Below are 23,752 nucleotides of genomic sequence, written 5' to 3'. Positions count from 1 at the left end.
GCTCACCACCTGTGAGCAGCACCGACCTTCCCCAAGACCAGGTGGCCGTGGAGGCCGCCCAGGACGTGACCGACGTGCCGGCCGACGTGCGCGAGCGGCACGGCGCGCTGGCCGAGGAGATCCGCGGCCATCAGTTCCGGTACTACGTACTGGACTCGCCGATCGTCTCCGACGGCCAGTTCGACGCGCTCCTCGGCGACCTCCAAGAGATCGAGGACGAGTACCCGGCGCTGGTCACGCCTGATTCGCCGACCCAGAACGTCGGCGGCACGTTCTCCACCGAGTTCACCGCGCACGACCACCTCGAGCGCATGCTGAGCCTGGACAACGTGTTCGACACCGACGAGTTCCTCACCTGGGTCGAGCGCGTCGAGAAGGAAATCGGGTCGACGGAGTACCTGGCGGAGCTGAAGATCGACGGCCTGGCCATCAACCTGCTCTACGAAAACGGCAAGCTCACCAGGGGTCTCACCCGCGGCGACGGGCGTACGGGCGAGGACGTCACGCTCAACATCCGCACCCTCGATCAGGTGCCGGACGAGCTCACCGGCACCGACGAGTTCCCGGTGCCGAAGCTCGTCGAGGTGCGCGGCGAAGTCTACTTCCGCGTCGAGGATTTCCTCGAGCTCAACGCGAAGATGGTCGAGGCGGGCAAGCCGCCGTACGCGAACCCGCGCAACACTGCGGCCGGGTCGCTGCGGCAGAAGGACCCGAAGATCACCAGGGAACGCCGGCTGCGGCTGATCTGTCACGGTCTCGGCAAGCGGGACGGCTTCGAGCCGGTCACGCAGTCGCATGCCTACGACGCACTGGCGGCCTGGGGGTTGCCGGTGTCGCCGCACACGCGCGTGCTGCGGACCGGCAAGGAACTCACCGATCACATCGCCTATTGGGGTGAACATCGACACGACGCCGAGCACGAGATCGACGGCGTGGTGATCAAGGTCGACCAGGTCGCGTTGCAGCGCCGCCTCGGCACCACGTCGCGCGCGCCGCGGTGGGCGATCGCTTACAAATATCCGCCGGAAGAAGCGATCACGACGCTGCTCGACATCCAGGTCGGAGTGGGGCGCACGGGACGGGTCACGCCGTTCGCCGTCACCGAGCCGGTCAAGGTCGCGGGCTCGACGGTCGCGCGGGCGACGCTGCACAACCAGGAAGAGGTCAAGCGCAAGGGTGTGCTGATCGGCGACCGGATCGTGATCCGTAAGGCCGGCGACGTGATCCCCGAGGTGCTCGGACCCGTCGTCGATGCGCGGACCGGCGACGAGCGCGAATTCGTGATGCCCACCGAATGCCCGGAATGCGGCACGGAACTCGCCTACCAAAAGGAAGGCGACAAGGACATCCGGTGCCCGAACACCCGGTTCTGTCCCGCGCAGTTGCGGGAACGGCTGTTCCACCTTGCCGGGCGCGGTGCGTTCGACATCGAGGTGCTCGGGTATGAGGCGGCGGTCGCGTTGCTTGACGCGCGGGTAGTCGCCGACGAGGGCGACGTGTTCGACCTCAACGAGGAGTCGCTCGCCGAGGTGGAGTTGTTCCGCACCAAGGCAGGCGACCTGTCGGCGAACGCGCGGAAGCTCCTGGCGAACCTCGATTCGGCGAAAGACCGTCCGCTGTGGAAGGTGATTGTCGCGCTGTCGATCCGGCATGTCGGGCCGACCGCGGCGCAGGCGCTTGCGCGCGAATTCGGCTCGCTGCAACGGATCGAGGACGCAAGCGAGGAGGAACTCGCGGACGTCGACGGCGTCGGCCCGACCATCGCGCACGCGGTGCAGGAATGGTTCGAGGTCGACTGGCACCGGGAAATCGTCGAAAAATGGCGACGGTCCGGGGTTCGGATGGAGGAGGAGCGCGACGAGTCCATCCCGCGGAATCTCGAGGGCCTGTCGATCGTGGTGACCGGTTCCCTCGAAGGGTTTTCCCGTGATGAGGCGAAAGAAGTCATCATGGCGCGCGGTGGCAAGGCCGCGGGATCTGTGTCGAAGAAGACGGCGTTCGTCGTCGTTGGCGACGCGCCGGGGTCGAAGTACGAGAAGGCTGTGCAGTTGAAGGTGCCGGTGCTGGACGAGAACGGGTTTCGCGCGTTGCTGGAGCACGGTCCGGAAGCGGCCGCGGAACTGGCGCTCGACACTGGCGCGGACGAGGAAGCTGAGGGCGGCGATGAGTGACGTGAAGATCCGCCCGGCGCGGCCGGAGGAATTCGATGCGCTCGGCGAGGTGACAGTTGAGGCTTACCGGATCGAGGGATTCTTCGACACTGATGCCGCATATGAGGCGAAACTTCGGGACGTATCGGGACGGGCGCAGCACGCCGAGTTGTTGGTCGCGGTCGATCCGGACGGTCAGGTCGTGGGGTCGGTCGCGATTGTTCAGCCGGGGAGCAAGCTGTCCGAGATTTCGCAGCCGGGGGAGCTGGAGTTCCGCATGCTGGCGGTCTCGGCGGCGGCGCGCGGGCGAGGGGTCGGAGAGGCGCTCACCCAGGCTGTGCTGGCCCGTGGCCGGGAACTTGGTGTCGACCGGGTGGTGCTGAGCAGCCTCGACGTGATGCGGAAGGCGCATCGGCTCTACGAACGGATCGGGTTCCGGCGGCTGCCGGGGCGGGACTGGCATCCGCATCCGGGGGTCAACCTGATCGCCTACGAATACGGCCTCTGAAGCCTCATTTTCGCAGGTCAGAGACTTTTGCCGGTTTTTGGCGAAAGCGTTGGGCGGGGTTCATCGCCGGGAGTCGCCGTTGAGCGGCGACGGTTTGGTGAACCTCGTCCTGCCGCTTCCGGGTGCTTGGCGTGCCTGGGCTTTGAGCGTCGGTCCGGTGTGAAGGGTCAGGGCCGTCGCTGGTGGAAGGGCGCGCCTGTTTGGCGAGCTTCGAGCAGCTATGAGCTGTAACGCGCAGATGTCTGGCTTCGACTCAAGCTGTCACGCATGAAGTGCCGACTCGTATCGAGGAAGCGTGATGATGGCGAAGTTCGCTCAAGCTGCCGTTCCGGTTGTTGGCGTTGCCGCGTTTCTCGCCGTTGCGTGCAACGCCACCCCACAATCCGGTGGCACCTCAACGACGGTCACGGCGGCGACTGTGACCGAGTCCGCGACGGCGACCGTGACTGCGCCGATTAGTGCCGCGCAGCCGGTGACGATCAAAGTCCCTGATGTGTCAGGCATGAATCATCAGGACGCACAGGACGCCATGCAGGCGGCTGGGCTGTACAACCTGCGAGAGGTCGATTCGTCCGGGAGGAAGCGGATGATGATCATCGACCGGAACTGGTGTCAGACCGGGCAGGATCCCAAGCCTGGTGCCGCGGTTTCTGCTGACACAGTCGTCACGCTCTATGCCGACAAGTGCTGATTGCCGTCGTCTGGCACGCCAAGGAACCGGATTACCGGGCAGGTTCCCCTTCTCGGAGGAGATTGCCCGCATTTGAAGACATCGGATCGGGACTAAAGCCCGCATGCGATGAACCGCTGAACCAGCCGCGCGTCGGTCTCCAGCGACGGTCTGGACAGTCGAGTGCCAGCGTTCGAAACGCCCGGTCAAACGCACTCAACTCAGTTGTTCCGAACCGTTTAGGACAGTCGACCCAACATCCGGATCACCCGTCCAGAACCACCGCGACGATCCCAGCGAAGTGCGCCAGCCGAGCGACCTCGGCCGCACGGAAATTGGGCCCTCCCGGCCGAGCGACAAGCATCGCCTTCCCCGGCTTTCCCAGCGGAGTAGCGGCCAACTCGGTGCCGAGTTCCTTCCACGTCTCCGGAACCCAGGAGTCCTCGCCGTCCAGCACCGTCGCACGCTCCAGCGGCAGCCAAGGCAAGTCCGTGAACGGGTTCTCCGGCGCCGCACTCGACGAAGCCAATCGCCGAGGCCCCGATTCCGAATGTTCGACGATCACCGCCCACCCGGCCCGAATGATCTTCGGCACACCTTCGGCGAGCAAGTCCAGCCCAGCTTTCGGCTGCGCGGCGATCTCCTCGACCAGCTCCAGTTCGCGATGCGTGTCGAGGATGCCCGCATACGGCCGCACCGCGTCGACCTCGACGCCTTCCACGCTCTCGGCCGCAGTGATCAGCGCGTCGGGGAGCCGGCCCGACGGGAGTTCGACCACCAGGTCGTCGATCGCGAGCCCGCCGCCGCGTTCCACCACGTCCACGCTCAGGATGTCGGCCCCGACCGTGCCGAGCGCGGTCGCGACCGCGCCGAGAGTGCCGGGGGAGTCCGGTAGCTGGACCCGGATCAGGAACGACACCACGCGCCCCTCTCGCCTCAGGCGTCCCAGCCCTGTCGTGGGACGCGCTTGCCGGGCGCCGATTGTGACAGACCGGGTACCCGCGGGGGCCCGCTGTCCGGCAAGCGGGACGCCCTGCCCGGCGCCCGCGGCCCGATAACCCGGTCGAACCGTCCGACGCCGTCACCATAGACTTGCAGCTTCCGAGAGCACCCGCACAGCACACCCCGGGAGTCACCCGCGTGCCCAACATTTCCCGAGACGAGGTCGCACACCTCGCCAGGCTGGCCAGGCTGGCCGTGACCGACGACGAGCTGGACGTTTTCGCCGGCCAGCTCGACCAGATCCTCGACTCGGTGGCGAAGGTCAGCGAAGTCGCCGCGGAGGACGTCCCGCCGACCTCGCACGCCGTGCCGCTGACGAACGTCTTCCGCGAGGACACCGTCCGGCCCAGCCTCGAACAGCAGGACGCGCTGGCCGCCGCGCCGGCCGCCGAGGACGGCCGGTTCCGGGTGCCGCGGATCCTGGGAGAAGAACAGTGAGCGAACTCGTCAAGCTGACCGCCGCCGAGCTGGCGGCGAAGATCCACACGCGCGAGGTGTCCGCGGTCGAGGTCGCGCAGGCGCACCTGGACCGCATCGCCGCGGTGGACGAACACGTGCACGCGTTCCTGCACGTCGACACCGAAGGCGCGCTCGGCGCGGCCAAGGCGGTCGACGAGCAGCTGGCCGCGGGAGAGCAGCCGGCGTCGCCGCTGGCGGGCGTCCCGCTGGCGCTGAAGGACGTGCTGACCACGAAGGGCGTGCCGACGACCTGCGGGTCCCGCACGCTCGAAGGCTGGCTGCCGCCGTACGACGCAACTGTCACGCGCAAGCTGCGCGAAGCCGGTGTCGTGATCCTCGGCAAGACGAACATGGACGAGTTCGCGATGGGCTCCTCCACGGAAAACTCGGCGTACGGCCCGACGCACAACCCGTGGGACCACGCGCGCATCCCGGGCGGTTCGGGCGGTGGCTCCTCAGCGGCGATTTCGGCGTTCGAGGCGGCTCTCGCGATCGGTACCGACACTGGCGGCTCGATCCGCCAGCCCGGCTCTGTCACGGGCACTGTGGGCGTGAAGCCGACGTACGGCGGAGTGTCGCGCTACGGGCTCGTAGCGTTCTCGTCTTCGCTCGACCAGGCCGGGCCGTGCGCGCGTACGGTGCTTGACGCCGCGCTGTTGCACGAAGCGATCGCTGGTTACGACCCGATGGACTCGACGTCCATCAACGCACCGGTGCCGCCGGTTGTCGCCGCGGCGCGCGAAGGCGCGAAGGGCGACCTGTCCGGCGTACGCGTCGGCGTCGTGAAGGAGTTCGGCGGCGACGGTTACCAGCCGGGCGTGCTGCGGTCGTTCGAGGCGGCTGTGGAGCAGCTTCGCGCTCTCGGCGCCGAAGTGGTCGAGGTGTCGTGCCCGCACTTCACGTACGCGCTGCCTGCGTACTACCTGATCGCGCCGAGCGAAGCGTCGTCGAACCTCGCGCGCTTTGACGCGATGCGATACGGCCTGCGCGTCTCGGACGACGGTGAGCACAGCGCCGAAGAAGTCATGTCGCTGACCCGTGAAAAGGGCTTCGGCGCTGAAGTGAAGCGTCGCATCATGCTCGGCACGTACGCGCTTTCGTCGGGCTACTACGACGCGTACTACGGCTCCGCGCAGAAGGTGCGCACGCTCATCACGCGCGACTTCACGCAGGCCTTCGAGAAGGTCGACGTGCTCGTATCGCCGACGACGCCGACCACGGCGTTCAAGCTCGGCGAGCGCGTGGACGACCCGATGGCGATGTACCTCGCCGACCTGTGCACCATCCCGTCGAACCTCGCGGGCAACGCCGCCATGAGCGTCCCGAGCGGACTGTCCGACGAGGACGGGCTGCCGGTCGGCCTGCAGATCATGGCCCCGGCGCTCGCCGACGACCGGCTGTACCGCGTCGGCGCCGCGTACGAGGCCGCGCGCGACGCCGCTGCCGGCGGCTCGCTCGTGCACCAGGCTCCGGAGCTGGGAGGAACGAAGTGACTGCCGTGGCCGAGTTGATGGACTACGCCGAGGTCCTCGAGCGCTTCGACCCCGTGCTCGGGCTCGAGGTCCACGTGGAGCTCAGCACGAACACCAAGATGTTCTGCGGCTGCGTCAACGAGTTCGGCGGCGAGCCGAACACCAAGACCTGCCCGACCTGCCTCGGCCTGCCCGGTTCGCTGCCGGCCGTGAACGGCAAGGCGGTCGAGGGCGCGATCCGGATCGGTCTCGCGCTCAACTGCGAGATCGCGGAGTGGTGCCGGTTCGCCCGGAAGAACTACTTCTACCCGGACATGCCGAAGAACTTCCAGACCTCGCAGTACGACGAGCCGATCGCGTTCGACGGCTACCTCGACGTGACGCTGGACGACGGCGAGGTCGTGCGCGTCGAGATCGAGCGCGCGCACATGGAGGAGGACACCGGCAAGTCGCTGCACATCGGCGGCGCGACCGGCCGGATCCACGGCGCCGAGCACTCGCTGCTCGACTACAACCGCGCCGGCGTGCCGCTGATCGAGATCGTCACCAAGCCGATCACCGGCACCGGCGAGCGGGCTCCCGAGGTGGCGCGCGCGTACGTCACCGCGCTGCGCGACCTGCTGCGGGCGCTCGACGTGTCCGACGTCCGCATGGACCAGGGCTCGCTGCGCTGTGACGCGAACGTGTCGCTGATGGCCAAGGACGCGACCGAATTCGGCACGCGCACGGAGACGAAGAACGTCAACTCGCTGCGCAGCGTCGAGCGCGCGGTGCGATACGAGATGACGCGCCAGGCGGCGATTCTCGCCGAGGGCGGGTCGATCCGGCAGGAGACACGGCACTTCCAGGAGGCCGACGGCACCACGTCGTCCGGGCGTGCCAAGGAAACCGCGGAGGACTACCGGTACTTCCCGGAGCCTGACCTGGTGCCGATCGCGCCGTCGCGCGAGTGGGTCGAAGAGCTTCGCGCGACGCTGCCGGAGATGCCGTGGGAGCGGCGCAAGCGGATCCAGGAAGAGTGGAAGCTCTCCGACGAAGCGCTGCGCGACCTGCTGAACGTCGGTGCCGTCGACCTCGTCGCGGCGACGGTCGAGGCTGGCGCGAAGCCGGACGAGGCGCGCGGCTGGTGGGTCAACACGCTGGCGCAGGAAGCGAACACGCGCGAGGTCGAGCTGACCGAACTGGCGATCACGCCGGCGCAGGTCGCCGAGGTGATCGGACTCGTGTCCTCCGGCGAGCTGACGAACAAGCTCGCCAAGGAGGTCGTGCAGGGCGTTCTCGCGGGCGAGGGTTCGCCGCGCGAGGTCGTCGAGAAGCGCGGTCTGAAGGTCGTCTCCGACGATTCGGCGCTGCTCACCGCTGTCGACGAGGCCTTGGCCGCGCAGCCGGACATCGCCGACAAGATCCGCGGCGGCAAGGTCGCCGCAGCAGGCGCGATCGTCGGCGCGGTCATGAAGGCGACCAAGGGCCAGGCCGACGCCAAGCGGGTGCGCGAACTGATCATCGAGCGCGTCGGTTCCTGAGTGGCTTTCTCGCTCCGGCGCGTCACCTGGCGCGAGTGGCTCGGCCTGGCGGCCGGGCTGCTCGCGGTCGGGTCGACGCCGCTGCCCTGGACTGTGCTGTCAGCGGATACCGCGACGTCCGATGTCCGCGACGCGTTCGGGACGTTGCCGCACAGCGACGTCGTGCGTACGGCGTGGCATTCGGATCTCTTCTCGTGGGGTCCGCCGCTGCTGCTGGCCGTGGTGGGGCTGGCGGTGGTGTTGTTCGGACAGATCACTAAGGCGCGGGTGAGTGGCCTGCCGCAGTTGTGGCTGGTCGGCGGACTGGCGACGGTTCTGCTGATGGTGATCGGCTGGACCACGCTGGATTGGGTGTTCGACACCGATCAGCGGGCGTTCCTCGACGCTGCCGGCGTGTCGATCTCTGGTGGGATCGGGCGGTATCTGGGGATGGCGCTCGCGGTCGGGTCGGTTGTGGTGGCGATCGTGGACATCCGCGCTGCTCGGGCGGAGAGCCGGGCTTCGCGTCGTCGTCGCTGAACGGCTACACGATGGTTGCTGGCTGGGGGAGCTTCTGGCCGATTCGCCGCTCAACGGCGACGGGGCAGGGCCTTTTGTTGGCGCGGGCTTTGGGTGGATTCGCCGCTGCGTGGCGACGGCTGTTGCCGGGTGAGCGACAGCTCTTTGCGGATTTGCCGTTGAGGGGCGACTGGTCGCTCTCAGCGGGGAGACGGCTTTTGGGCCGATTCGCCGCTGAGCGGCGGCTAGGCGCTCTCAGCTGAGAGACGGTTTGGCGGATTCGCCACTGAGTGGCGACGGCGCTCTTGGTTGAGAGGCAGTTCTTCGCAGACTTGCTTCCGAGCGGCGGGACGTTCGGAGTGGGACTGCCGTTGCTGCTGAGTTTTGCCGTTGGGCGGCGAACGGATGGCGGGCCGCCGTTGCTACTGGGCCTTGTGATTGGTCGGCGCATAGGGATAGCGGCGAATCTCCCGGGGCAGCCGTTGAACGGCGATGGGCCGATGCCGATGTTGGGGCGACCAGCCTTCCGACCCCCGGAAAAAGCTCAAACCTGCCCGCTCGGCGCTAGTCCTTGCCCGGACCGCCGCCCGTGTCGCTCACCACGATCAGGACCACCCGGTCATCGCTGGAGACCGGCTTGCCGCCGTCCTTGTTGACGGTCCCGGCGACGGCCAACTGGGGGTTGATCATGCTCATGGAAGAGAGCCGGCCGTACGTCGTGGCGGCCTTGCTTTTGCCGTCGAGGGTGACCGTCGGCTTGCCGGTGACCGCTCCGTCCTTGTTGACCGGCACGTTCTGCATGCCGGTGGACGACGCGATGCCGAGGATGCCGTTCGCGTCGACGAAATCGACACAGCCGCCGAGGGAGGGCTTGTCCTGCCAGGTCCACGCGGGCGTGCTGAGCGGCTGTCCGGCCTGGAGGCGGTACACGGCGTCCGGACCGCTCGCCGGGTGGTCGGTCACCCAGGTGCGTTTCCCGTCGGACGAACGGCAGATGCCGCCGGGGGAGTGCAGGCCGGAGGCGTAGACGGCGGACCCGGACGCGGGATTCCCGGTCGCCGGTTTTCCGGACACATCGATGCGCAGGACCTTGCCTGCCAGGGAATTCGGGTCCGCGGCGGCAGCCGGATTGCCTGCGTCGCCCGTCGCGACGAGCAGTGCGCCGCTTCCGTCGCTGGCCAGCGCGCCGCGGTTGCCGGTCGCGCCCTTCGGGATTCCGGTCAGCACGGGCTTCGGGGCCTGGCCCTTGGCGAAGCGCACGACGCGGTTGTCTGAGGCTGTGGTGACGTAGGCGAAGACCAACTGGTCCTCGACATAGCTGGGCGACAACGCGAGGCCGGTGAGCCCGCCGTCGCCGTCGGCCTGGACGTCCAGTTGCGCGAAGGACGTCGCGTCGTGTCCGGAGCTGGCCAGCATGACCCGGCCGGTTTTCCGTTCGCCGGCGAGAGCGGCGGGTGCGGATCCCTCGCCGGGAAGTCCGGCGACGGCGGCGACTGTGTCCAGGCAGGTGGCGATGACGGCCTTGTCGAAGTCCTTGCAGCCTTGCGGAGGCGGAACCGGCGAGGGCGGTGCTTGCGCGGGGCCGGTGCGGGGACCGTTGCCGGAGCCGTCGCCGTGCTCCTGGACCTGCGGCGGGGATTCCGGGCTCGGCACCGGCGCGGGGGTGAATGTCTGGCCGGCGGCGGTGTCGTCGAACCGGGCGCAGCCGGAAAGCATGAGGCCGCCGCAGGCGAGGAAGGCCAGCGGCGCCGACCACCGGTACCGGGTACGCATGATGCCCCAGCCTAGGTGGCGCGGCGTGAGCCACTGGTAAGTGGCTACCGTGGTGATCATGACAGTCACCGTGCTGGTCCCGGACGACGAGGGCGTCGCCGTGCTGTCCGAAATCCCCCTCGTCCACGCGGTGCGCTACGAATGGGGCCGTCCGCTGCCGCCGGAGGCCGCGAAAGCGGAGGTGCTCGTTCCGGCCATGGATTCGGCGGGCGACGACATCTGGAGCGACCTGCCTAACCTCAAGCTGGTGCAGCTCCTGACCGCGGGAGCGGAAGACTGGGTCGGCCGCGTCCCCGATGGCGTTCTGTTGTCCACCTGCCGCGGTGCGCACGGCGGCAGCCTTGCGGAATGGGTTGTCGGCGTCCTGCTGTCGATGTACCGGAATCTGGACGTTTACGCGGCGGCGCAACGGGCCGGGCGTTGGGAACAGTTGCCGTCGGACACTCTGCAAGGGCAGCGCGTATTGATCGTCGGGGCGGGGGACGTCGGGAGGCAGTTGCGGCGGCGGTTGGAGCCGTTCGACGTCCGTTGCACGATGGTCGGGATGTCGGCGCGCGAAGGCGTGCACGGTGTCGACGAGTTGCCGGACCTGCTGCCGCACCACGATGTGGTGGTCATGATGGTGCCGCTTACCTCGCGGTCGCGGGGCATGGTCGACGCCGAGTTCCTCGCGGCGATGCGTGACGACGCGGTGCTGGTCAATGCTGCTCAAGGGCCTGTTGTGGTCACTGATGCACTTGCTGCGGAACTCGCGACGGGGAGGCTTCGTGCCGCGCTCGACGTGACCGATCCCGAGCCGTTGCCAGTCGGCCATCCGTTGTGGACGGCACCTGGTTTCGTGCTGACGCCGCACGTGGCAGGCGCGGTGCGGGGTGTGCGGCGGCGCGCTTATTTGGTGGCCGCGGCGGAAATCGCCCGGTACGCTGGCGGGGAGCTACCTGGCAATCTCGTGCGCGGCGAATACTGATCATTTCCCGAATCTCGGCTTGGCACTCAGGGTGAACCCTGAAAGAGCCCCTGACCTCGGCGTGCTCGCTCGCGGGTCACGGCTGAATCCCCTAATCTTCGCCGCGTGACCACTCAAGGGGACGACTACCAGACCAGCGTGCTGTCCGGTGTCGAGGACTCTGCCGGCAACGACTACGACGAACCGCGGCAGGGCGGTCTCGGCTTCGGCCTGCTCGTCTTGCGCCTGGGGCTCGGCGTGATCATGGGTGCGCACGGCCTGCAGCATCTGTTCGGCGCTTTCGGCGGACCGGGCGTCGGCGGGTTCGCGCACGTGCTCGAGATGTTCGGGTACCACAAACAGACGACGCTGCTGTCCTGGATCACCGGCATCACCGAGGTCGCGGGCAGTGCGCTGCTGATCGTCGGCCTGTTCACGCCGCTCGCCGCGGCGGGGCTGCTGGGCGTGGCCGCGAACATCGTCTACGCGAAGTTCCACGGCGGCTTCTTCGAGGGCAACGGTCAGGGCTGGGAGTACGAGCTGCTGCTCGGGCTCTGTGCGCTGACGCTGATCTTCACCGGTGCGGGCACCATCTCGCTGGAGCGGAACACGCCGTGGCGGAAGCGGCCGTTGCCTCTTGGGCTTATTTCGCTGCTGTTGGCTGCGGCTGCGTCTGTGGTGGTCATTGTTTTGACTCGCTGACACGTCCGGTGCCAGCGTGGCTGACCGTCCGGACCGGCGTGGCTGGCCGTCGGGACTGGCGCGGCTGGCCGTCGGGACTGGCGTGGCTGACTGTCGGGACCGACGTCGCTGACCGGGCCGTCTCCGACGTGGCTGGCACGTCGGAAACAGCAGGAGAGAACGCCGGGCTTGGTGGATCGTTCCGCTGCTCACGGGCTCGCCGGGGCGTTGCCGTTTAGTGGCGAATGCCTGGTCAGAGGTAGAATCTAGGCGGTCGCAGGTCGTTCCTCGTCGACAGCTTTGGCTTGTGAGCGGCGCGGGATCGGCGTCTGGAGGCCGAACCGCAGCCAACGGCAGCTTGGGGTGATCGCCCCGGCGGGGCGTTGGCGAGGATTCAGCGGGGGCTCGGCAGCAGAAGGCCCGAGCGGTGTGGGAACCGCGCAGCTGGTCGGGCTCGACCGGTGGCGGGCTTGCCGACGGAGGAAGGGTTCTCCGCGCATTGTGGTAGCCCTGAATCGAAGGCGGGTGCGGCAGCGGTCGGAGACTCGGGCCATCGAACCGTCGCGGTGATCGTTAGCCGTTTAGTGGCGAATCGCGCTGACCAGGGCTCCGGCGGCAGCTGGCCCGAGATTTCAGCGGTTGAAGCCCGACTGGTCGAGATACGGAAAGGGCCCGCGCAACCACGCGCGGGCCCCTCCCAGCAAAAGCGAAAACCGGAACAGCAGGAGATCAGCGGTTCGGATCCCGGACTGCGCCGGTGTCGGCCGACGTGGCCATCCGGGCGTAGGCCCGCAGCGCCGCGGTGATCGGGCGCTGCCGGTCCTTCGGCTGCCACGGATTTTCCGAAGCGTCCATCTTCGCCCGCCGTTCGGCCAGGACCTCCGGGTCGACCAGCAGCTCAAGCCGGCGCTCGTGGACGTCCAGGACGATCTGGTCGCCGTTCTCCACCAGGCCGATCAGGCCGCCCGCGGCGGCTTCCGGGGAGATGTGGCCGACCGAGATGCCCGAGGAGCCGCCGGAGAATCGGCCGTCGGTGATCAGGGCGCATTTCTTGCCGAGGCCGGAGCCCTTGAGGAACGCCGTCGGGTGCAGCATTTCCTGCATGCCGGGGCCGCCCGCCGGACCCTCGTAGCGGATGACCAGCACCTCGCCCGGCTGGATCTCCTTCTTGAGGATCGCCGACACGGCCTCCTCCTGGCTCTCCAGCACCCGAGCCGGGCCCTGGAAGTGCCACAGGTCCTCGTCGATGCCCGCGGACTTGATCACAGCGCCGTTCTCGGCCAGGTTGCCGCGCAGGATCGCGAGGCCGCCGTCCTTCGTGTAGGCGCGTTCGACGTCGCGGATGCAACCGCCGGCGGCGTCGGTGTCCAGTGACGACCAGCGGTTTTCCGTCGAGAACGCCTTCGTGGTCCGGACCCCGCCCGGTGCGGCGTGGAACAGCTCCAGCGCCTTCTCCGACGGAGACTCGGCGCGGATGTCCCACTCGTTCAGCCACGTGGCGATGTCCGGCGCGTGGACCGCGTGCACGTCGGTGTTCAGCAGCCCGCCGCGGTACAGCTCTCCCAGGATGGCGGGGATTCCGCCGGCCCGGTGGACGTCTTCCATGTGGTAGTCGGAGTTCGGCGCGACCTTCGACAGGCACGGCACCCGCCGCCCGATGGCGTCGATGTCGCTGATCGTGAAGTCGACCTCGCCCTCCTGCGCGGCGGCGAGGATGTGCAGCACGGTGTTCGTCGACCCGCCCATGGCCATGTCGAGCGCCATCGCGTTCTCGAACGCCTTCTTCGTGGCGATCGACCGCGGCAACGCCGACTCGTCATCGGAGCCGTACCAGCGCTTGCACAGCTCGACCACCGTGCGCCCGGCGTTGGCGAACAGTTCGCGCCGGGCGGCGTGCGTCGCGAGCGTGGAACCGTTGCCCGGCAACGACAAACCGAGCGCTTCGGTGAGGCAGTTCATCGAGTTCGCGGTGAACATGCCGGAGCAGGAACCGCAGGTCGGGCACGCGGAGCGTTCGACCTCGGACAGGCCTGCCTCGTCGATCGCCGAGTTCGCGGACGCCGCGATGGTGGTGATCAGGTCGGTCGGGGCGTGCGCGACGCCTTCGACGACCACCGCCTTGCCTGCCTCCATCGGACCGCCCGAGACGAAGACGGTCGGGATGTTGAGCCGCATCGCGGCGTTGAGCATGCCCGGCGTGATCTTGTCGCAGTTGGAGATGCACACCAGCGCGTCGGCCTGGTGCGCGTTGACCATGTACTCCACCGAGTCCGCGATGATCTCGCGCGAGGGCAGCGAGTAGAGCATGCCCGAGTGGCCCATCGCGATGCCGTCGTCGACCGCGATCGTGTGGAACTCGCGGGCGATGCCGCCGGCTTCGGCGACCGCCTCGGCGACGATCTCGCCGAGGTCCTTGAGGTGCACGTGGCCGGGCACGAACTGGGTGTAGGAGTTGGCGATCGCGACGATCGGCTTGCCGAAATCGCTGTCGGTCATTCCGGTCGCACGCCAGAGCGAGCGTGCGCCCGCCGCGTTGCGACCGTGGGTGGTGGTCCGGGAACGGAGGTGCGGCACGGCATTCTCCCAGGTCAGAAGGCTGAACCAGGCGGAGGGGAACTTCGGCTCCGCAAACTGGTCCTACCAATTCTACTCGGCTGGTTTGCCGTTGCCGCCACTGGTCTGTTCCGCGTCGGCGGAAGGCTTCGGTTCAGCGGGCTCGGAAGAGGGGTCGGGAGCAGACTCCGGACCGGGGTCCTGGGCGGCGTCCGGCGCGGTCTCGGCGGCCGGCTTTTGCCCGGTGAGTTCCTCGTCGCTCAGCACGCCCGACGGGTCCTTGATCTTGCCCTCGCTCACCAGTGCCAGTACCGGAAGATGCCGCGTCCGCACCGTGGGAAGGGCGACCTGGGTGTCGTCGCCGAGGACCGCGCGCACGCGGGCCTTGTTCGTGATCGCCAGGCCCTTGAGCGACGACCACGGCAGGTCGCGCTGTCCGAAAACCGTCCGGACCTGCAGGCCTTCGCGGTTCGCGACGGTGCGCGTGCGCGCGACGAACACGAGCAGCGCGAGCGGGAAGACGTACAGCCACTGGAATCCGCCGATCTCGCCCAGTGCGATAGGTGTCACACAGACGGTCAGCAGACCGATCGCGAGGTACGCCGTGGTCGGGATCCGGAACACGGCCTTCCGGCCGTCGTCCGCACGCTGGTCCTGCTGTTTCTTGGCCACGCAGGAATGGTGCACCGGCGGCCGGAGTGACCTGCGTCCGGGTCGCGCGGGAGCAGTACTGGCCGTCCACGATGCGGAACCGCCGTCCCGTAGAGTTGACACTCGCCCGGGCGCGCGACTAACGTCGGGGCCGTGATTACGCAGACCGGTCTCGTACTTCCTCAGCGCGCCGACGCTTAGGAAGAGTCCTCTGCGTCGACGCGCGACCCTCGTGCGACCTTACGGTCGGCGGGGGTTTTTTGTTGCGTGAAACCGGTTCCCCGACCGGAAGTACGGCCCAGACAACCCGAACGAGTGACACCGAGAACCCACGAGGCAGAACCGATGACCAGTGCCACGTCGCGCAGCGACGCGAAGCCCGGGCCGACCGCGCCCGGTGTCCCAGGAGCACGTCCGAAGCCCGCCCCGCCGGCGGGTACGCCGGTGCGCGTCACCGGCGCGCAGTCGCTTGTCCGCTCCCTCGAGGCGGTCGGCGCGGAGGTCGTGTTCGGCATTCCGGGTGGCACCATCCTTCCCGCCTACGACCCGTTGCTCGACTCGACGAAGGTCCGGCACGTCCTCGTCCGCCACGAGCAGGGCGCCGGGCACGCCGCCACCGGGTACGCGCAGGCGACCGGCAAGGTCGGCGTGTGCATGGCGACCTCGGGTCCCGGCGCCACGAACCTCGTCACCCCGCTGGCCGACGCCAACATGGACTCGGTTCCGGTCGTCGCCATCACCGGGCAGCAGTCGCGCGGCCTGATCGGCACCGACGCGTTCCAGGAAGCCGACATCTGCGGCATCACCATGCCGATCACCAAGCACAACTTTCTCGTCACCGACCCGGCGGAGATCCCGCGGGCGATCGCCGAGGCGTTCCACTTGGCCGCGACCGGACGACCCGGGCCGGTGCTGGTGGACATCCCCAAGGACGTGCTGCAGGAGATGACCTCGTTCTCCTGGCCGCCCGAACTGCGGCTGCCCGGCTACCGCCCGACGCTGCGGCCGCACGGCAAGCAGGTCCGCGAAGCCGCGAAGCTGATCGCGCAGGCGCAGCGACCGGTGCTGTACGTCGGCGGCGGCGTGATCAAGGCCGAGGCTTCCGAGCAGCTGCTCGAGCTGGCCGAGCTGACCGGCATCCCGGTCGCGACCACGCTGATGGCGCGCGGCGCGTTCCCCGACTCGCACCGTCAGCACGTCGGCATGCCCGGCATGCACGGGTCCGTCGCCGCCGTCGCCTCGATGCAGCGCGCTGACCTTCTGGTCGCGCTCGGCGCCCGGTTCGACGACCGGGTCACCGGCCAGCTGTCGTCGTTCGCGCCGGACGCGAAGATCGTCCACGCCGACATCGACCCGGCCGAGATCTCCAAGAACCGCAAGGCCGACGTGCCGATCGTCGGCGACTGCAAGGAAATCATCGGCGAGCTGATCGACGCGGTGAAGACCGAGTTCGAGCGCGACCGCCCCGACCTGAGCGACTGGTGGACGCAGGTCGACTCGTGGCGCGACGACTACCCGTCGGGCTACGAATGGCCCGACGACGGTTCGCTGTCGCCGCAGTACGTCATCGAACGGATCGGCGAGCTGGTCGGCCCGGACGCGGTGTACGCCGCGGGCGTCGGGCAGCACCAGATGTGGGCCGCGCAGTTCGTGAAGTACGAGAAGCCGCGCACGTGGATCAACTCCGGTGGCCTCGGCACCATGGGCTTCGCCGTCCCGGCCGCGATGGGCGCGCAGTTCGGCCTGCCGGACACGCAGGTGTGGGCGATCGACGGCGACGGCTGCTTCCAGATGACCAACCAGGAACTCGCTACGTGCGCCATCGAGGGCGCGCCGATCAAGGTCGCCGTGATCAACAACGGCAACCTCGGCATGGTCCGCCAGTGGCAGAACCTGTTCTACTCCGAGCGGTACTCCAACACCGACCTCGGCACGCACAAGCACCGCATCCCGGACTTCACGCTGCTGGCCGAGGCGCTCGGCTGCGCCGGCCTGCGCTGCGAGGCCAAGGAGGACGTCGACGCGACGATCCGGCGCGCGATGGAGATCAACGACCGCCCCGTCGTGATCGATTTCGTCGTGGGGAAGGATGCCCAGGTGTGGCCGATGGTGGCCGCGGGCACCGGGAACGACGAGATCATGGCCGTGCGCGGCATCCGGCCGCTGTTCGACGACGACGAGGTTTCGCAGGAAGCCGCCGAGGCCGCTGCCGCGGAGGGGGAGCAAGCATGACTGTCCACACGCTGAGCGTGCTGGTCGAGAACAAGCCCGGTGTGCTCGCCCGGGTCTCCGGACTGTTCTCCCGCCGCGGCTTCAACATCGAGTCCCTTGCTGTCGGGCCCACGGAGAACCCCGAGGTGTCCCGGATGACGATCGTGGTCGCCGTTGAGGAGCTACCGCTCGAACAGGTGACCAAACAGCTCAACAAGCTGGTGAACGTGATCAAGATCGTCGAGCTGGAAGCAGGCAGCGCGGTGCAGCGCGAACTGCTCCTCGTCAAGGTCAGGGCCGACGCCACCGTGCGCAGCCAGGTCCTCGAGACCGTCCAGCTCTTCCGCGCCAAGGTGGTGGACGTCTCGCCGGAGGCGCTCACCGTCGAGGCGACCGGGACGTCGGACAAGATCGGCGCGCTGCTGCGGATGCTGGAGCCGTACGGCATCCGCGAACTCGTCCAGTCCGGCATGGTCGCGGTGGGCCGCGGGGCCCGCTCGATCACCGCCACTTCTCCCCGCTGAACACCGCAGATTTCGTGTAAGTACGGAAGGAAGTAGTACCCCCCATGGCAGTGGAAATCTTCTACGACGACGACGCCGACCTGTCGATCATCCAGGGTCGCAAGGTCGCCGTGATCGGCTACGGCAGCCAGGGCCACGCGCACTCGCTCAGCCTGCGCGACTCGGGCGTCGACGTCCGCATCGGCCTGCAGGAGGGGTCCAAGTCCCGGGCGAAGGCCGAGGAGCAGGGCCTGCGCGTGCTGTCGGTCGCCGAGGCGGCCGCCGAGGCCGACGTGATCATGATCCTCGCGCCGGACACGAAGCAGCGCTTCATCTACGAAGAGCACATCGCGCCGCACCTCAAGGACGGCGACGCGCTCTTCTTCGGCCACGGCTTCAACATCCGGTACGACCTGATCAAGCCGCCGGCCAACGTCGACGTCGCGATGGTCGCCCCGAAGGGCCCGGGCCACCTGGTCCGCCGCCAGTTCGTGGACGGCAAGGGCGTGCCTTGCCTGATCGCGGTCGAGCAGGACGCTTCGGGCAACGCCCAGGCGCTCGCGCTGTCCTACGCCGCGGCCATCGGCGGCGCGCGGGCCGGCGTCATCAAGACGACCTTCACCGAGGAGACCGAGACCGACCTCTTCGGCGAGCAGGCCGTGCTGTGCGGCGGCGCGTCCGCGCTGGTGCAGACCGGTTTCGAGGTGCTCACCGAGGCCGGCTACGCCCCGGAGATCGCCTACTTCGAGGTGCTGCACGAGCTGAAGCTGATCGTCGACCTCATGTACGAGGGCGGCATCGCGCGCCAGCGCTACTCCATCTCCGACACCGCCGAGTACGGCGACCTCACCCGCGGCCCGCGCGTCATCTCGCCGGCCGTCAAGGAGGAGATGAAGAAGATCCTGGGCGAGATCCAGGACGGCACCTTCGCCCGCGAGTGGGTCGCCGAGGACGAGGCCGGACGGCCGAAGTTCACGAAGCTCGAGGAAGAGGGCAACCAGCACCCGATCGAGAAGACCGGCAAGAAGCTGCGCGACCTGATGTCGTGGGTGGACCGGCCGATCACCGAGACCGCCTGACCGGTTTCTTCGAAAAGAGGCCCTGTCGTCCGTTCGCCGGACGGCGGGGCCTCTTTTTCGTTCCAAGGCGGTGCCGCCGAACGGCGGATACGCTGTGCCGATGAGCCGCCCGACCGACGACAAGGCGCACATCAGGCACGAACTCGACCTGACCGGCGCGACCTGGATCCGCGCCGAACCGGCGGGCGTGACCCTGGAGCATTGCGCGGAGTACGCGTTCGTCCCGCATTCGGACGGGGTGACCTACGTTGCCATCCGGCAGCCGACGGATCCGGACGGAGCGGTGCTGGTGTTCACGCCGTCGGAGTGGGACGCGTTCACTCGCGGGGTTCGGGACGGCGAGTTCGAGTTGCCGGGGGAGTCGTAGGTCTCCGCTTTTCGTGGGTTTTCTGACTGGCGAATCGGCCTGATCTGCTTGGTGGACGGCTGTCGCCGTTTAGTGGCGAATCCGAAGCCCGCGCGCGATTGCCCAGGTCAGAGGCTCGTTTTGAGTGCATCCTCGTGGGGCGGGCCTGGCGGACGGGTCCGGCTGGCCGGGATCAGACGGCTCCGAGCGTCGCGATGAGTTCGATGACCTGATAGGCCGTCGGGAAGTCCGGTGCCTGGTAGCGCAGGGTGCAGCCGTCGGCGAGTTCCATTCCCGGCACCAGCAGCGCGTGTTCGGTCATCCGGGGCCGATGTACCTGGACTTCCAGCTGGACCAGGCCGTCGAAGCGCAGCGGACGGACGTCCTCGCGACCGGCCAGCGCTTCGGGCACCGCGTGCTCGATACGGTCACATGCCTCATCGGGATGCAGCATCGCCGCCGAGAGAGCACCCAGCGCGCGTTTGACCACTACCGAGCGAATGCCCGGCGCTACCTCGGCCGCCTCGGTCGCCACGGTGTCGTCGCCGCTTACCAGCACGGGCGGTGCGCCGTAGTGCGCCGCGAGCGCGGTGTTCAGGCCGAGTTCTCCCAAGGAACGACCGTTGCAGCGCACGCCCGCGACGGTTCCGCCGGAGATGGTGTGCGCCATGACCGAACGGGGCGTGCCGGCCTTGCCGTGATAGCCGATGAACAGCACAGCGTCCGTGTCCTCGGCCAATCCCGCCATCATCCCGCCGGGTTTAGGTGTGCCGCGGAGCAACTCGACACGTCGGTCCAGCAGGTCGGGCAGAAGGTTCCGGAAGCTCGCGTGCGCCTCGGTGACCTGTACCTGCGCGGCCGCGTCGTAGGCGTAGATCCCGCGAACGGCGGCGTTGGCCTCCGCGGTGAGCAGCTTGCGGTTGCGCTCGTATTCGCTGTGCCCGGGAATGACCTCTTCGCCGTGGACCACCCCGGCGATTCCCTCCATGTCGACCGAGACGAGCACCCGCATCTCCATCACACCTTCCTCGGCGGCGCGCGGCCAGGAACGCCACCTTATCGAGCGATCCGGTGGTGGTCGGCTTGCTCGCGCGGGTGGGCTCTCGGGTCTGCGAATGCCTCTTTGACCAGGGATTAGCCGATTGGTGGCGAAACTGTCTTAGCGAGGCCGGGGCCTGTCCCGGCGGATTCGCCGCTGGGAGGCCAGGGCTGCCGCGATTGGTATGCGCGGGTTGGTTGTCAGGACGGCAGGAAGATCGCGGCCGCCGCGTCCGCGAGTGCGTCGGGGCTCGGCGAGTCCGCCTCGGTTTGCGCCAGGTGCTGTAGCCCGAGGATGGCCGCGTAAGCGACACGCGCCCGATTCGCCGCCTCGTCCGGCGGGAGGCCGAGTTCGCGGTAAGTGTTGGTCAGAAGGTTCAGCCGGGCTTGATTGACCCGGCTGACTGCTTCCTTGACCCGAGGGTCGTTGCGGTCGCCGAGCAGGCTGAGGTGCACCGACGGCGCTAACGGCTGGACGGCGCGCACGACGGCGGTGAGCAGCTCGCGCAGCCGTTGCCGCGGATCGGCGATCGCGGCGTACTCGGCGAGTCCCGCCTCGCCGTGGTTTCGCCACCAATCGGCGAGAGCCGCGGTGATCAGCTCGTCCCGGTTGCGGAAGTGCGCGTAAAAGCTGCCCTTGGTCACGCCGAGCGTCCGCGCGAGCGGTTCGACCGCGACCGCGGCCAGCCCGCCGTCCGCGATCGCCTTCAGCGCGGCTCGCGTCCAGTCCTGGGCGGACAGCCGGGGGGAGTCGTTCACCATGCGCGGAGGATACGTCACCGTATTGACGGCTCCTCCCGCACTGGATACGGTTGCGTATGGATACGCATCAGTATCCATACGCTTTCGTATTGAGGGGCGATCGAAATGACACACACAAAGGTTCGCCGAGTAGTCACCGGACACGACTCCGACGGCAAGTCCTGCGTGGTCGCCGACGGTGCCGTCGAACCGATCACTTCCGATTTGATGCCTGGCTGCGCGATCTACCGGCTGTGGGGCCGGGACGAGCGACCGGTGTTCCCGGACGACGGTTCGCCGCGTCGCGCCGAGGCGCACTACCCGCCGCGGGACGGTTCGCGGTTCATGATCAACACGATCGCGCCTGGCGAGCTGACGCCGTCTCCGGATGTCGACCTACCGGCAGCCTGGGAGAAGCTGGAGCAGCAGGCACCCGGCGCGGCCAGCGCGATGGAGCCCGACGCGCCGGGCATGCACACCACCGACAGCCTCGACTACGTCCTGGTCGTCTCGGGCGAGGTCACGTTGGAGCTGGACGACGGGGACCAGACGGTCTTGCGAGCAGGCGACGTCCTCGTCCAGAACGGCACCCGGCACGCCTGGCGAAACCACGGTGCGGAACCGTGCACGATCGTCGGCGTCGCTGTCGGTGCGGATCGGGCGTAGATCGGCTTTCGCCACTGAGCGGCGACGACTCCTGTCGCCGATCTTTTGCCCGCCGGGTTTGACATTGACATCGTGACAAGGTCTTCACTGGTCGGCGGAGGTGATCCCGATGAACTCGACACAGATGAATTCCCAGCTCACGCAGCTGATCGAGGCGTTGGGCTCCGGGGACTCGTCGACGCGGCTGCAGGTCGCGCTGACGATCGGAACGCACCCGGACGGCCCTGGCCTCGTCGAGGCGCTCGTCGCACGGTGCGCGATCGAGCCGGACTTTTTCGTGCGCGACATGCTCACCTGGGCGCTGACCCGGTTCCCGGCGGAGGAGACGGTGCCGCGGCTTCTCGCGGAGCTGCGGTCTCCGGCGGCGCAGGCCAGGAGCCAGTCGCTGCACACGTTGTCCAAAATCGGCGACCGGGACGTGTGGCCAGCGATCACCCGATCGTTGCTGCGCGACGCCGACGACGAGGTCGCGAGAAGCGCCTGGCGGGCGGCTGTTGTCCTCGTGCCCGACGAGGACAGGGCCGGGCTGGCCGCAGAACTGGCGACACAGCTCGGCCGCGGCGACCGAACGCTGCAGCTCAGCCTCAGCCGTGCGCTGGTAGCGCTCGGACCCGTGATCGAGCCGGCGCTGGAGGCCGCGTTGACGAGCACCGATCCGGTCGTTCGGGCGCATGCCGTCGCCACTGAGCGGCTACTTCGTGACCCAGAGACTGGTTTCGACCAGGCTGTGGACGAGGCGAAGCGGATTGTCGCGCTCGGTCCGGAGCGGGCTCGGGAAACCGCGTGCTGATCGGCGAGGTCGCCCGCCGCTCGGGGGTGAGCACCCGGATGCTCCGGCACTACGACGCCCTCGGATTGGTGCGGCCGACCGGCCGCACCGTAGGCGGCTATCGCGAGTACTCCGCCGATGACATCCGCCGGATCTTCCACGTGGAGAGCCTCCGGTCTCTCGGGATGTCGCTGCGGCAGATCGGCCGGGCGCTGGAGGACCCGGCCTTCGTGCCGGCGGAGCTGGTCGGCGACCTCATCCGGCGGACCGAAGACCGGCTGAAACGGGAGCAGGAACTGCTCGACCGGCTCCGTGCGGTCGATGCCTCGGCACCCTCCGGATGGGAGGGTGCCTTGCGCATCGTCGAGTTGCTGCGCGGGCTCAATTCATCTGGTGCCGCGCGTCGGCAGCAGACCGTTTTGGCCCCCGCCGACGATGTGCCGGTCCCTGCTGAGGTCTTGGCCAAAGCAGTTCTCGCCGAATCCGATCCGAACGTCGCCGGCGCCTTGCGATGGGCCCTCGCCCGGACCGGTGGCGACATGGTGGCGAACGTGGCGTCCGGTCTCCGCTCGGAGAATGCCGACATCCGCCGACGCGCGATTCTGGCGCTCATCGAGTTGCCCGGCGACGAGGCGACTGCAGTATTGATGGACGCGCTCGCTGGCTCGGACGCTGTGGTCCGTCGGCATGCGGCGCTCGCATTGGGAGCGCGTGGTGTCGAGGAGGCTGTGCCGACGCTTGTCGAAATGGTCGTTGAAGGGCGAAACGACGTCGAGGCGGCTGAGGTTTTGGGCGCGTTGGCGGATGGGGACGTGGACGGGATTGTCGACGCGTTGACGGATGCGGTGGCGGCGCATCCTGCGGATTCCGCGGTGCGGATCCGGTTGACGCAGGCGCTTGCGGAGATGCCGGGGACCCTTGCGCAGGGAGCGTTGCGGCGGTTGGCGGGGGATGGGGATCCGGCTGTGGCGTTGGTGGCTTCGGCTCTTGTGAAGGTTGTCGAAGAGCGTGGTGGCGCCGGTGAGGTCACTGGAAGCGACTAGGGCGTGCGCGGTTGGCTGGCGGAGATTTGGCGTGTCGGTGCTGGTCAGAGGTATTTGCCAGTTAATGGCGAAAGTTGCTGCGGGGTGCGTTGCGGTTCAGCGGCGAGTGGGCGTGGCCGGTTGGGTGGCGGCCTGCGGGATGAATTGCCGTCGGGCGGCGAACCCCGTCGGAATGGGTTGCCGCCAGACAGCGGGGCGGGCATTCGCCGCCCAGTGGCGAGAGCTGCGGGACGTGGCTGAGCAGCGAGAGCTGCGAGGGCAGTTGTTTGCCGTTCCGTGGCGAGAGCAGTGTTGCCGTTCAGCGGCGAGGCTGTGACGGCGCGTGCTCGTCGTTGAGCGGCTAGTGCTGCGCTGACGAGTGCTGCCCATTGAACGGCGTGGCCGTGCTGGCGGCAGTTGCTGCTGAATGGCGAAGGAGTCGGCGGCAGTCGTTGCCGATGAGCGGCGACGTGCGTGGTGGCGAGGTTTGC

The 23,752-nt window shown here is 68.3% G+C and carries 22 protein-coding genes; 16 read left to right on the top strand and 6 right to left on the bottom strand.

Annotated elements, in window-relative coordinates; all coding sequences use genetic code 11:
- Positions 1 to 11 precede the first annotated feature (11 nt).
- The 3 genes from ligA to ACWDNU_RS04910 all read left to right on the top strand — a co-directional run bounded on the left by ligA (position 12) and on the right by ACWDNU_RS04910 (position 3,349).
- The gene (gene ligA, locus ACWDNU_RS04920) at positions 12 to 2,171 is read left to right on the top strand and encodes an NAD-dependent DNA ligase LigA (protein ID WP_449667795.1); all 2,160 of its coding nucleotides are present in this window, start codon (positions 12 to 14) and stop codon (positions 2,169 to 2,171) included.
- Positions 2,164 to 2,658: a GNAT family N-acetyltransferase gene (locus tag ACWDNU_RS04915; RefSeq protein ID WP_449667794.1), complete on the top strand. Its 495-nt coding sequence runs from the start codon at positions 2,164 to 2,166 to the stop codon at positions 2,656 to 2,658. Before ligA ends, ACWDNU_RS04915 begins: the two co-directional genes overlap by 8 nt.
- 298 nt (positions 2,659 to 2,956) lie before the next feature.
- The gene (locus ACWDNU_RS04910) at positions 2,957 to 3,349 is read left to right on the top strand and encodes a PASTA domain-containing protein (RefSeq protein WP_449667793.1); all 393 of its coding nucleotides are present in this window, start codon (positions 2,957 to 2,959) and stop codon (positions 3,347 to 3,349) included.
- A 244-nt stretch (positions 3,350 to 3,593) separates the two neighbouring features.
- On the opposite strand, the gene ACWDNU_RS04905 is transcribed toward ACWDNU_RS04910, so the two are convergent.
- On the bottom strand, positions 3,594 to 4,247 hold the full coding sequence (locus ACWDNU_RS04905) for an ACT domain-containing protein (protein WP_037367388.1): 654 nt from the start codon (positions 4,245 to 4,247) through the stop codon (positions 3,594 to 3,596).
- A 221-nt stretch (positions 4,248 to 4,468) separates the two neighbouring features.
- Between ACWDNU_RS04905 and gatC the strand changes: the two genes are divergently transcribed.
- Genes gatC through ACWDNU_RS04885 form a run of 4 tightly spaced genes read left to right on the top strand, consistent with a single transcriptional unit; the run spans position 4,469 to position 8,303 of the window.
- Positions 4,469 to 4,768 carry an Asp-tRNA(Asn)/Glu-tRNA(Gln) amidotransferase subunit GatC gene (gatC, locus tag ACWDNU_RS04900; protein ID WP_009073996.1) on the top strand — a complete coding sequence of 100 codons (300 nt, stop codon included), beginning with the start codon at positions 4,469 to 4,471 and terminating at the stop codon, positions 4,766 to 4,768.
- Positions 4,765 to 6,282, top strand: coding sequence for an Asp-tRNA(Asn)/Glu-tRNA(Gln) amidotransferase subunit GatA (gatA, locus tag ACWDNU_RS04895; protein ID WP_370939666.1), 1,518 nt, complete (start codon positions 4,765 to 4,767; stop codon positions 6,280 to 6,282). The genes gatC and gatA overlap by 4 nt, the downstream gene beginning before the upstream one ends.
- The gene (gene gatB, locus ACWDNU_RS04890; RefSeq protein WP_370939665.1) at positions 6,279 to 7,784 is read left to right on the top strand and encodes an Asp-tRNA(Asn)/Glu-tRNA(Gln) amidotransferase subunit GatB; all 1,506 of its coding nucleotides are present in this window, start codon (positions 6,279 to 6,281) and stop codon (positions 7,782 to 7,784) included. Before gatA ends, gatB begins: the two co-directional genes overlap by 4 nt.
- Positions 7,785 to 8,303 (top strand): hypothetical protein, encoded by a 519-nt coding sequence (locus tag ACWDNU_RS04885; RefSeq protein ID WP_449667792.1) that lies wholly within the window; start codon positions 7,785 to 7,787, stop codon positions 8,301 to 8,303.
- Positions 8,304 to 8,846: 543 nt separating this feature from the next.
- On the opposite strand, the gene ACWDNU_RS04880 is transcribed toward ACWDNU_RS04885, so the two are convergent.
- Positions 8,847 to 10,055 carry a PQQ-dependent sugar dehydrogenase gene (locus tag ACWDNU_RS04880; protein WP_449667838.1) on the bottom strand — a complete coding sequence of 403 codons (1,209 nt, stop codon included), beginning with the start codon at positions 10,053 to 10,055 and terminating at the stop codon, positions 8,847 to 8,849.
- 58 nt (positions 10,056 to 10,113) lie between these two features.
- Between ACWDNU_RS04880 and ACWDNU_RS04875 the strand changes: the two genes are divergently transcribed.
- Both ACWDNU_RS04875 and ACWDNU_RS04870 read left to right on the top strand, forming a co-directional pair.
- The gene (locus tag ACWDNU_RS04875) at positions 10,114 to 11,022 is read left to right on the top strand and encodes a 2-hydroxyacid dehydrogenase (RefSeq protein WP_449667791.1); all 909 of its coding nucleotides are present in this window, start codon (positions 10,114 to 10,116) and stop codon (positions 11,020 to 11,022) included.
- A gap of 105 nt (positions 11,023 to 11,127) precedes the next feature.
- Complete coding sequence (locus ACWDNU_RS04870; protein ID WP_344285563.1) at positions 11,128 to 11,703, top strand: DoxX family protein; 576 nt, start codon at positions 11,128 to 11,130, stop codon at positions 11,701 to 11,703.
- Between the two features lie 708 nt (positions 11,704 to 12,411).
- On the opposite strand, the gene ilvD is transcribed toward ACWDNU_RS04870, so the two are convergent.
- Together ilvD and ACWDNU_RS04860 are read right to left on the bottom strand one after the other, a co-directional pair.
- Entirely contained in the window at positions 12,412 to 14,256 is a 1,845-nt protein-coding gene (ilvD, locus tag ACWDNU_RS04865) for a dihydroxy-acid dehydratase (protein ID WP_449667790.1), read from the bottom strand.
- Positions 14,257 to 14,328: 72 nt separating this feature from the next.
- Positions 14,329 to 14,907: a PH domain-containing protein gene (locus ACWDNU_RS04860; protein ID WP_449667789.1), complete on the bottom strand. Its 579-nt coding sequence runs from the start codon at positions 14,905 to 14,907 to the stop codon at positions 14,329 to 14,331.
- 324 nt (positions 14,908 to 15,231) lie between these two features.
- Between ACWDNU_RS04860 and ACWDNU_RS04855 the strand changes: the two genes are divergently transcribed.
- The 4 genes from ACWDNU_RS04855 (at position 15,232) to ACWDNU_RS04840 (ending at position 19,046) form a co-directional block, all read left to right on the top strand.
- Complete coding sequence (locus ACWDNU_RS04855) at positions 15,232 to 17,118, top strand: acetolactate synthase large subunit (protein WP_449667788.1); 1,887 nt, start codon at positions 15,232 to 15,234, stop codon at positions 17,116 to 17,118.
- Positions 17,115 to 17,621 carry an acetolactate synthase small subunit gene (ilvN, locus tag ACWDNU_RS04850; protein WP_184780531.1) on the top strand — a complete coding sequence of 169 codons (507 nt, stop codon included), beginning with the start codon at positions 17,115 to 17,117 and terminating at the stop codon, positions 17,619 to 17,621. The genes ACWDNU_RS04855 and ilvN overlap by 4 nt, the downstream gene beginning before the upstream one ends.
- 44 nt (positions 17,622 to 17,665) lie before the next feature.
- On the top strand, positions 17,666 to 18,679 hold the full coding sequence (gene ilvC, locus ACWDNU_RS04845) for a ketol-acid reductoisomerase (protein WP_449667787.1): 1,014 nt from the start codon (positions 17,666 to 17,668) through the stop codon (positions 18,677 to 18,679).
- A gap of 100 nt (positions 18,680 to 18,779) precedes the next feature.
- On the top strand, positions 18,780 to 19,046 hold the full coding sequence (locus tag ACWDNU_RS04840) for a DUF397 domain-containing protein (RefSeq protein ID WP_009074021.1): 267 nt from the start codon (positions 18,780 to 18,782) through the stop codon (positions 19,044 to 19,046).
- 172 nt (positions 19,047 to 19,218) lie between these two features.
- Here the strand turns inward: ACWDNU_RS04840 and ACWDNU_RS04835 are convergent, their stop codons facing one another.
- Together ACWDNU_RS04835 and ACWDNU_RS04830 are read right to left on the bottom strand one after the other, a co-directional pair.
- Complete coding sequence (locus tag ACWDNU_RS04835) at positions 19,219 to 20,043, bottom strand: M55 family metallopeptidase (protein WP_449667786.1); 825 nt, start codon at positions 20,041 to 20,043, stop codon at positions 19,219 to 19,221.
- 221 nt (positions 20,044 to 20,264) lie between these two features.
- Positions 20,265 to 20,825 (bottom strand): TetR/AcrR family transcriptional regulator, encoded by a 561-nt coding sequence (locus tag ACWDNU_RS04830; RefSeq protein ID WP_449667785.1) that lies wholly within the window; start codon positions 20,823 to 20,825, stop codon positions 20,265 to 20,267.
- 105 nt (positions 20,826 to 20,930) lie between these two features.
- Between ACWDNU_RS04830 and ACWDNU_RS04825 the strand changes: the two genes are divergently transcribed.
- From ACWDNU_RS04825 to ACWDNU_RS04815, 3 genes are all read left to right on the top strand, one after another.
- Positions 20,931 to 21,470, top strand: a complete 540-nt coding sequence (locus tag ACWDNU_RS04825; RefSeq protein WP_449667784.1) for a cupin domain-containing protein — start codon at positions 20,931 to 20,933, stop codon at positions 21,468 to 21,470.
- Between the two features lie 109 nt (positions 21,471 to 21,579).
- Positions 21,580 to 22,260, top strand: a complete 681-nt coding sequence (locus ACWDNU_RS04820; RefSeq protein WP_449667783.1) for a HEAT repeat domain-containing protein — start codon at positions 21,580 to 21,582, stop codon at positions 22,258 to 22,260.
- Positions 22,254 to 23,282 (top strand): HEAT repeat domain-containing protein, encoded by a 1,029-nt coding sequence (locus tag ACWDNU_RS04815; protein ID WP_449667782.1) that lies wholly within the window; start codon positions 22,254 to 22,256, stop codon positions 23,280 to 23,282. Before ACWDNU_RS04820 ends, ACWDNU_RS04815 begins: the two co-directional genes overlap by 7 nt.
- Positions 23,283 to 23,752: the final 470 nt, after the last annotated feature.

Source organism: Amycolatopsis sp. NPDC003676 (assembly GCF_053587275.1).
This window is presented reverse-complemented; position numbering and strand designations above follow the sequence as displayed.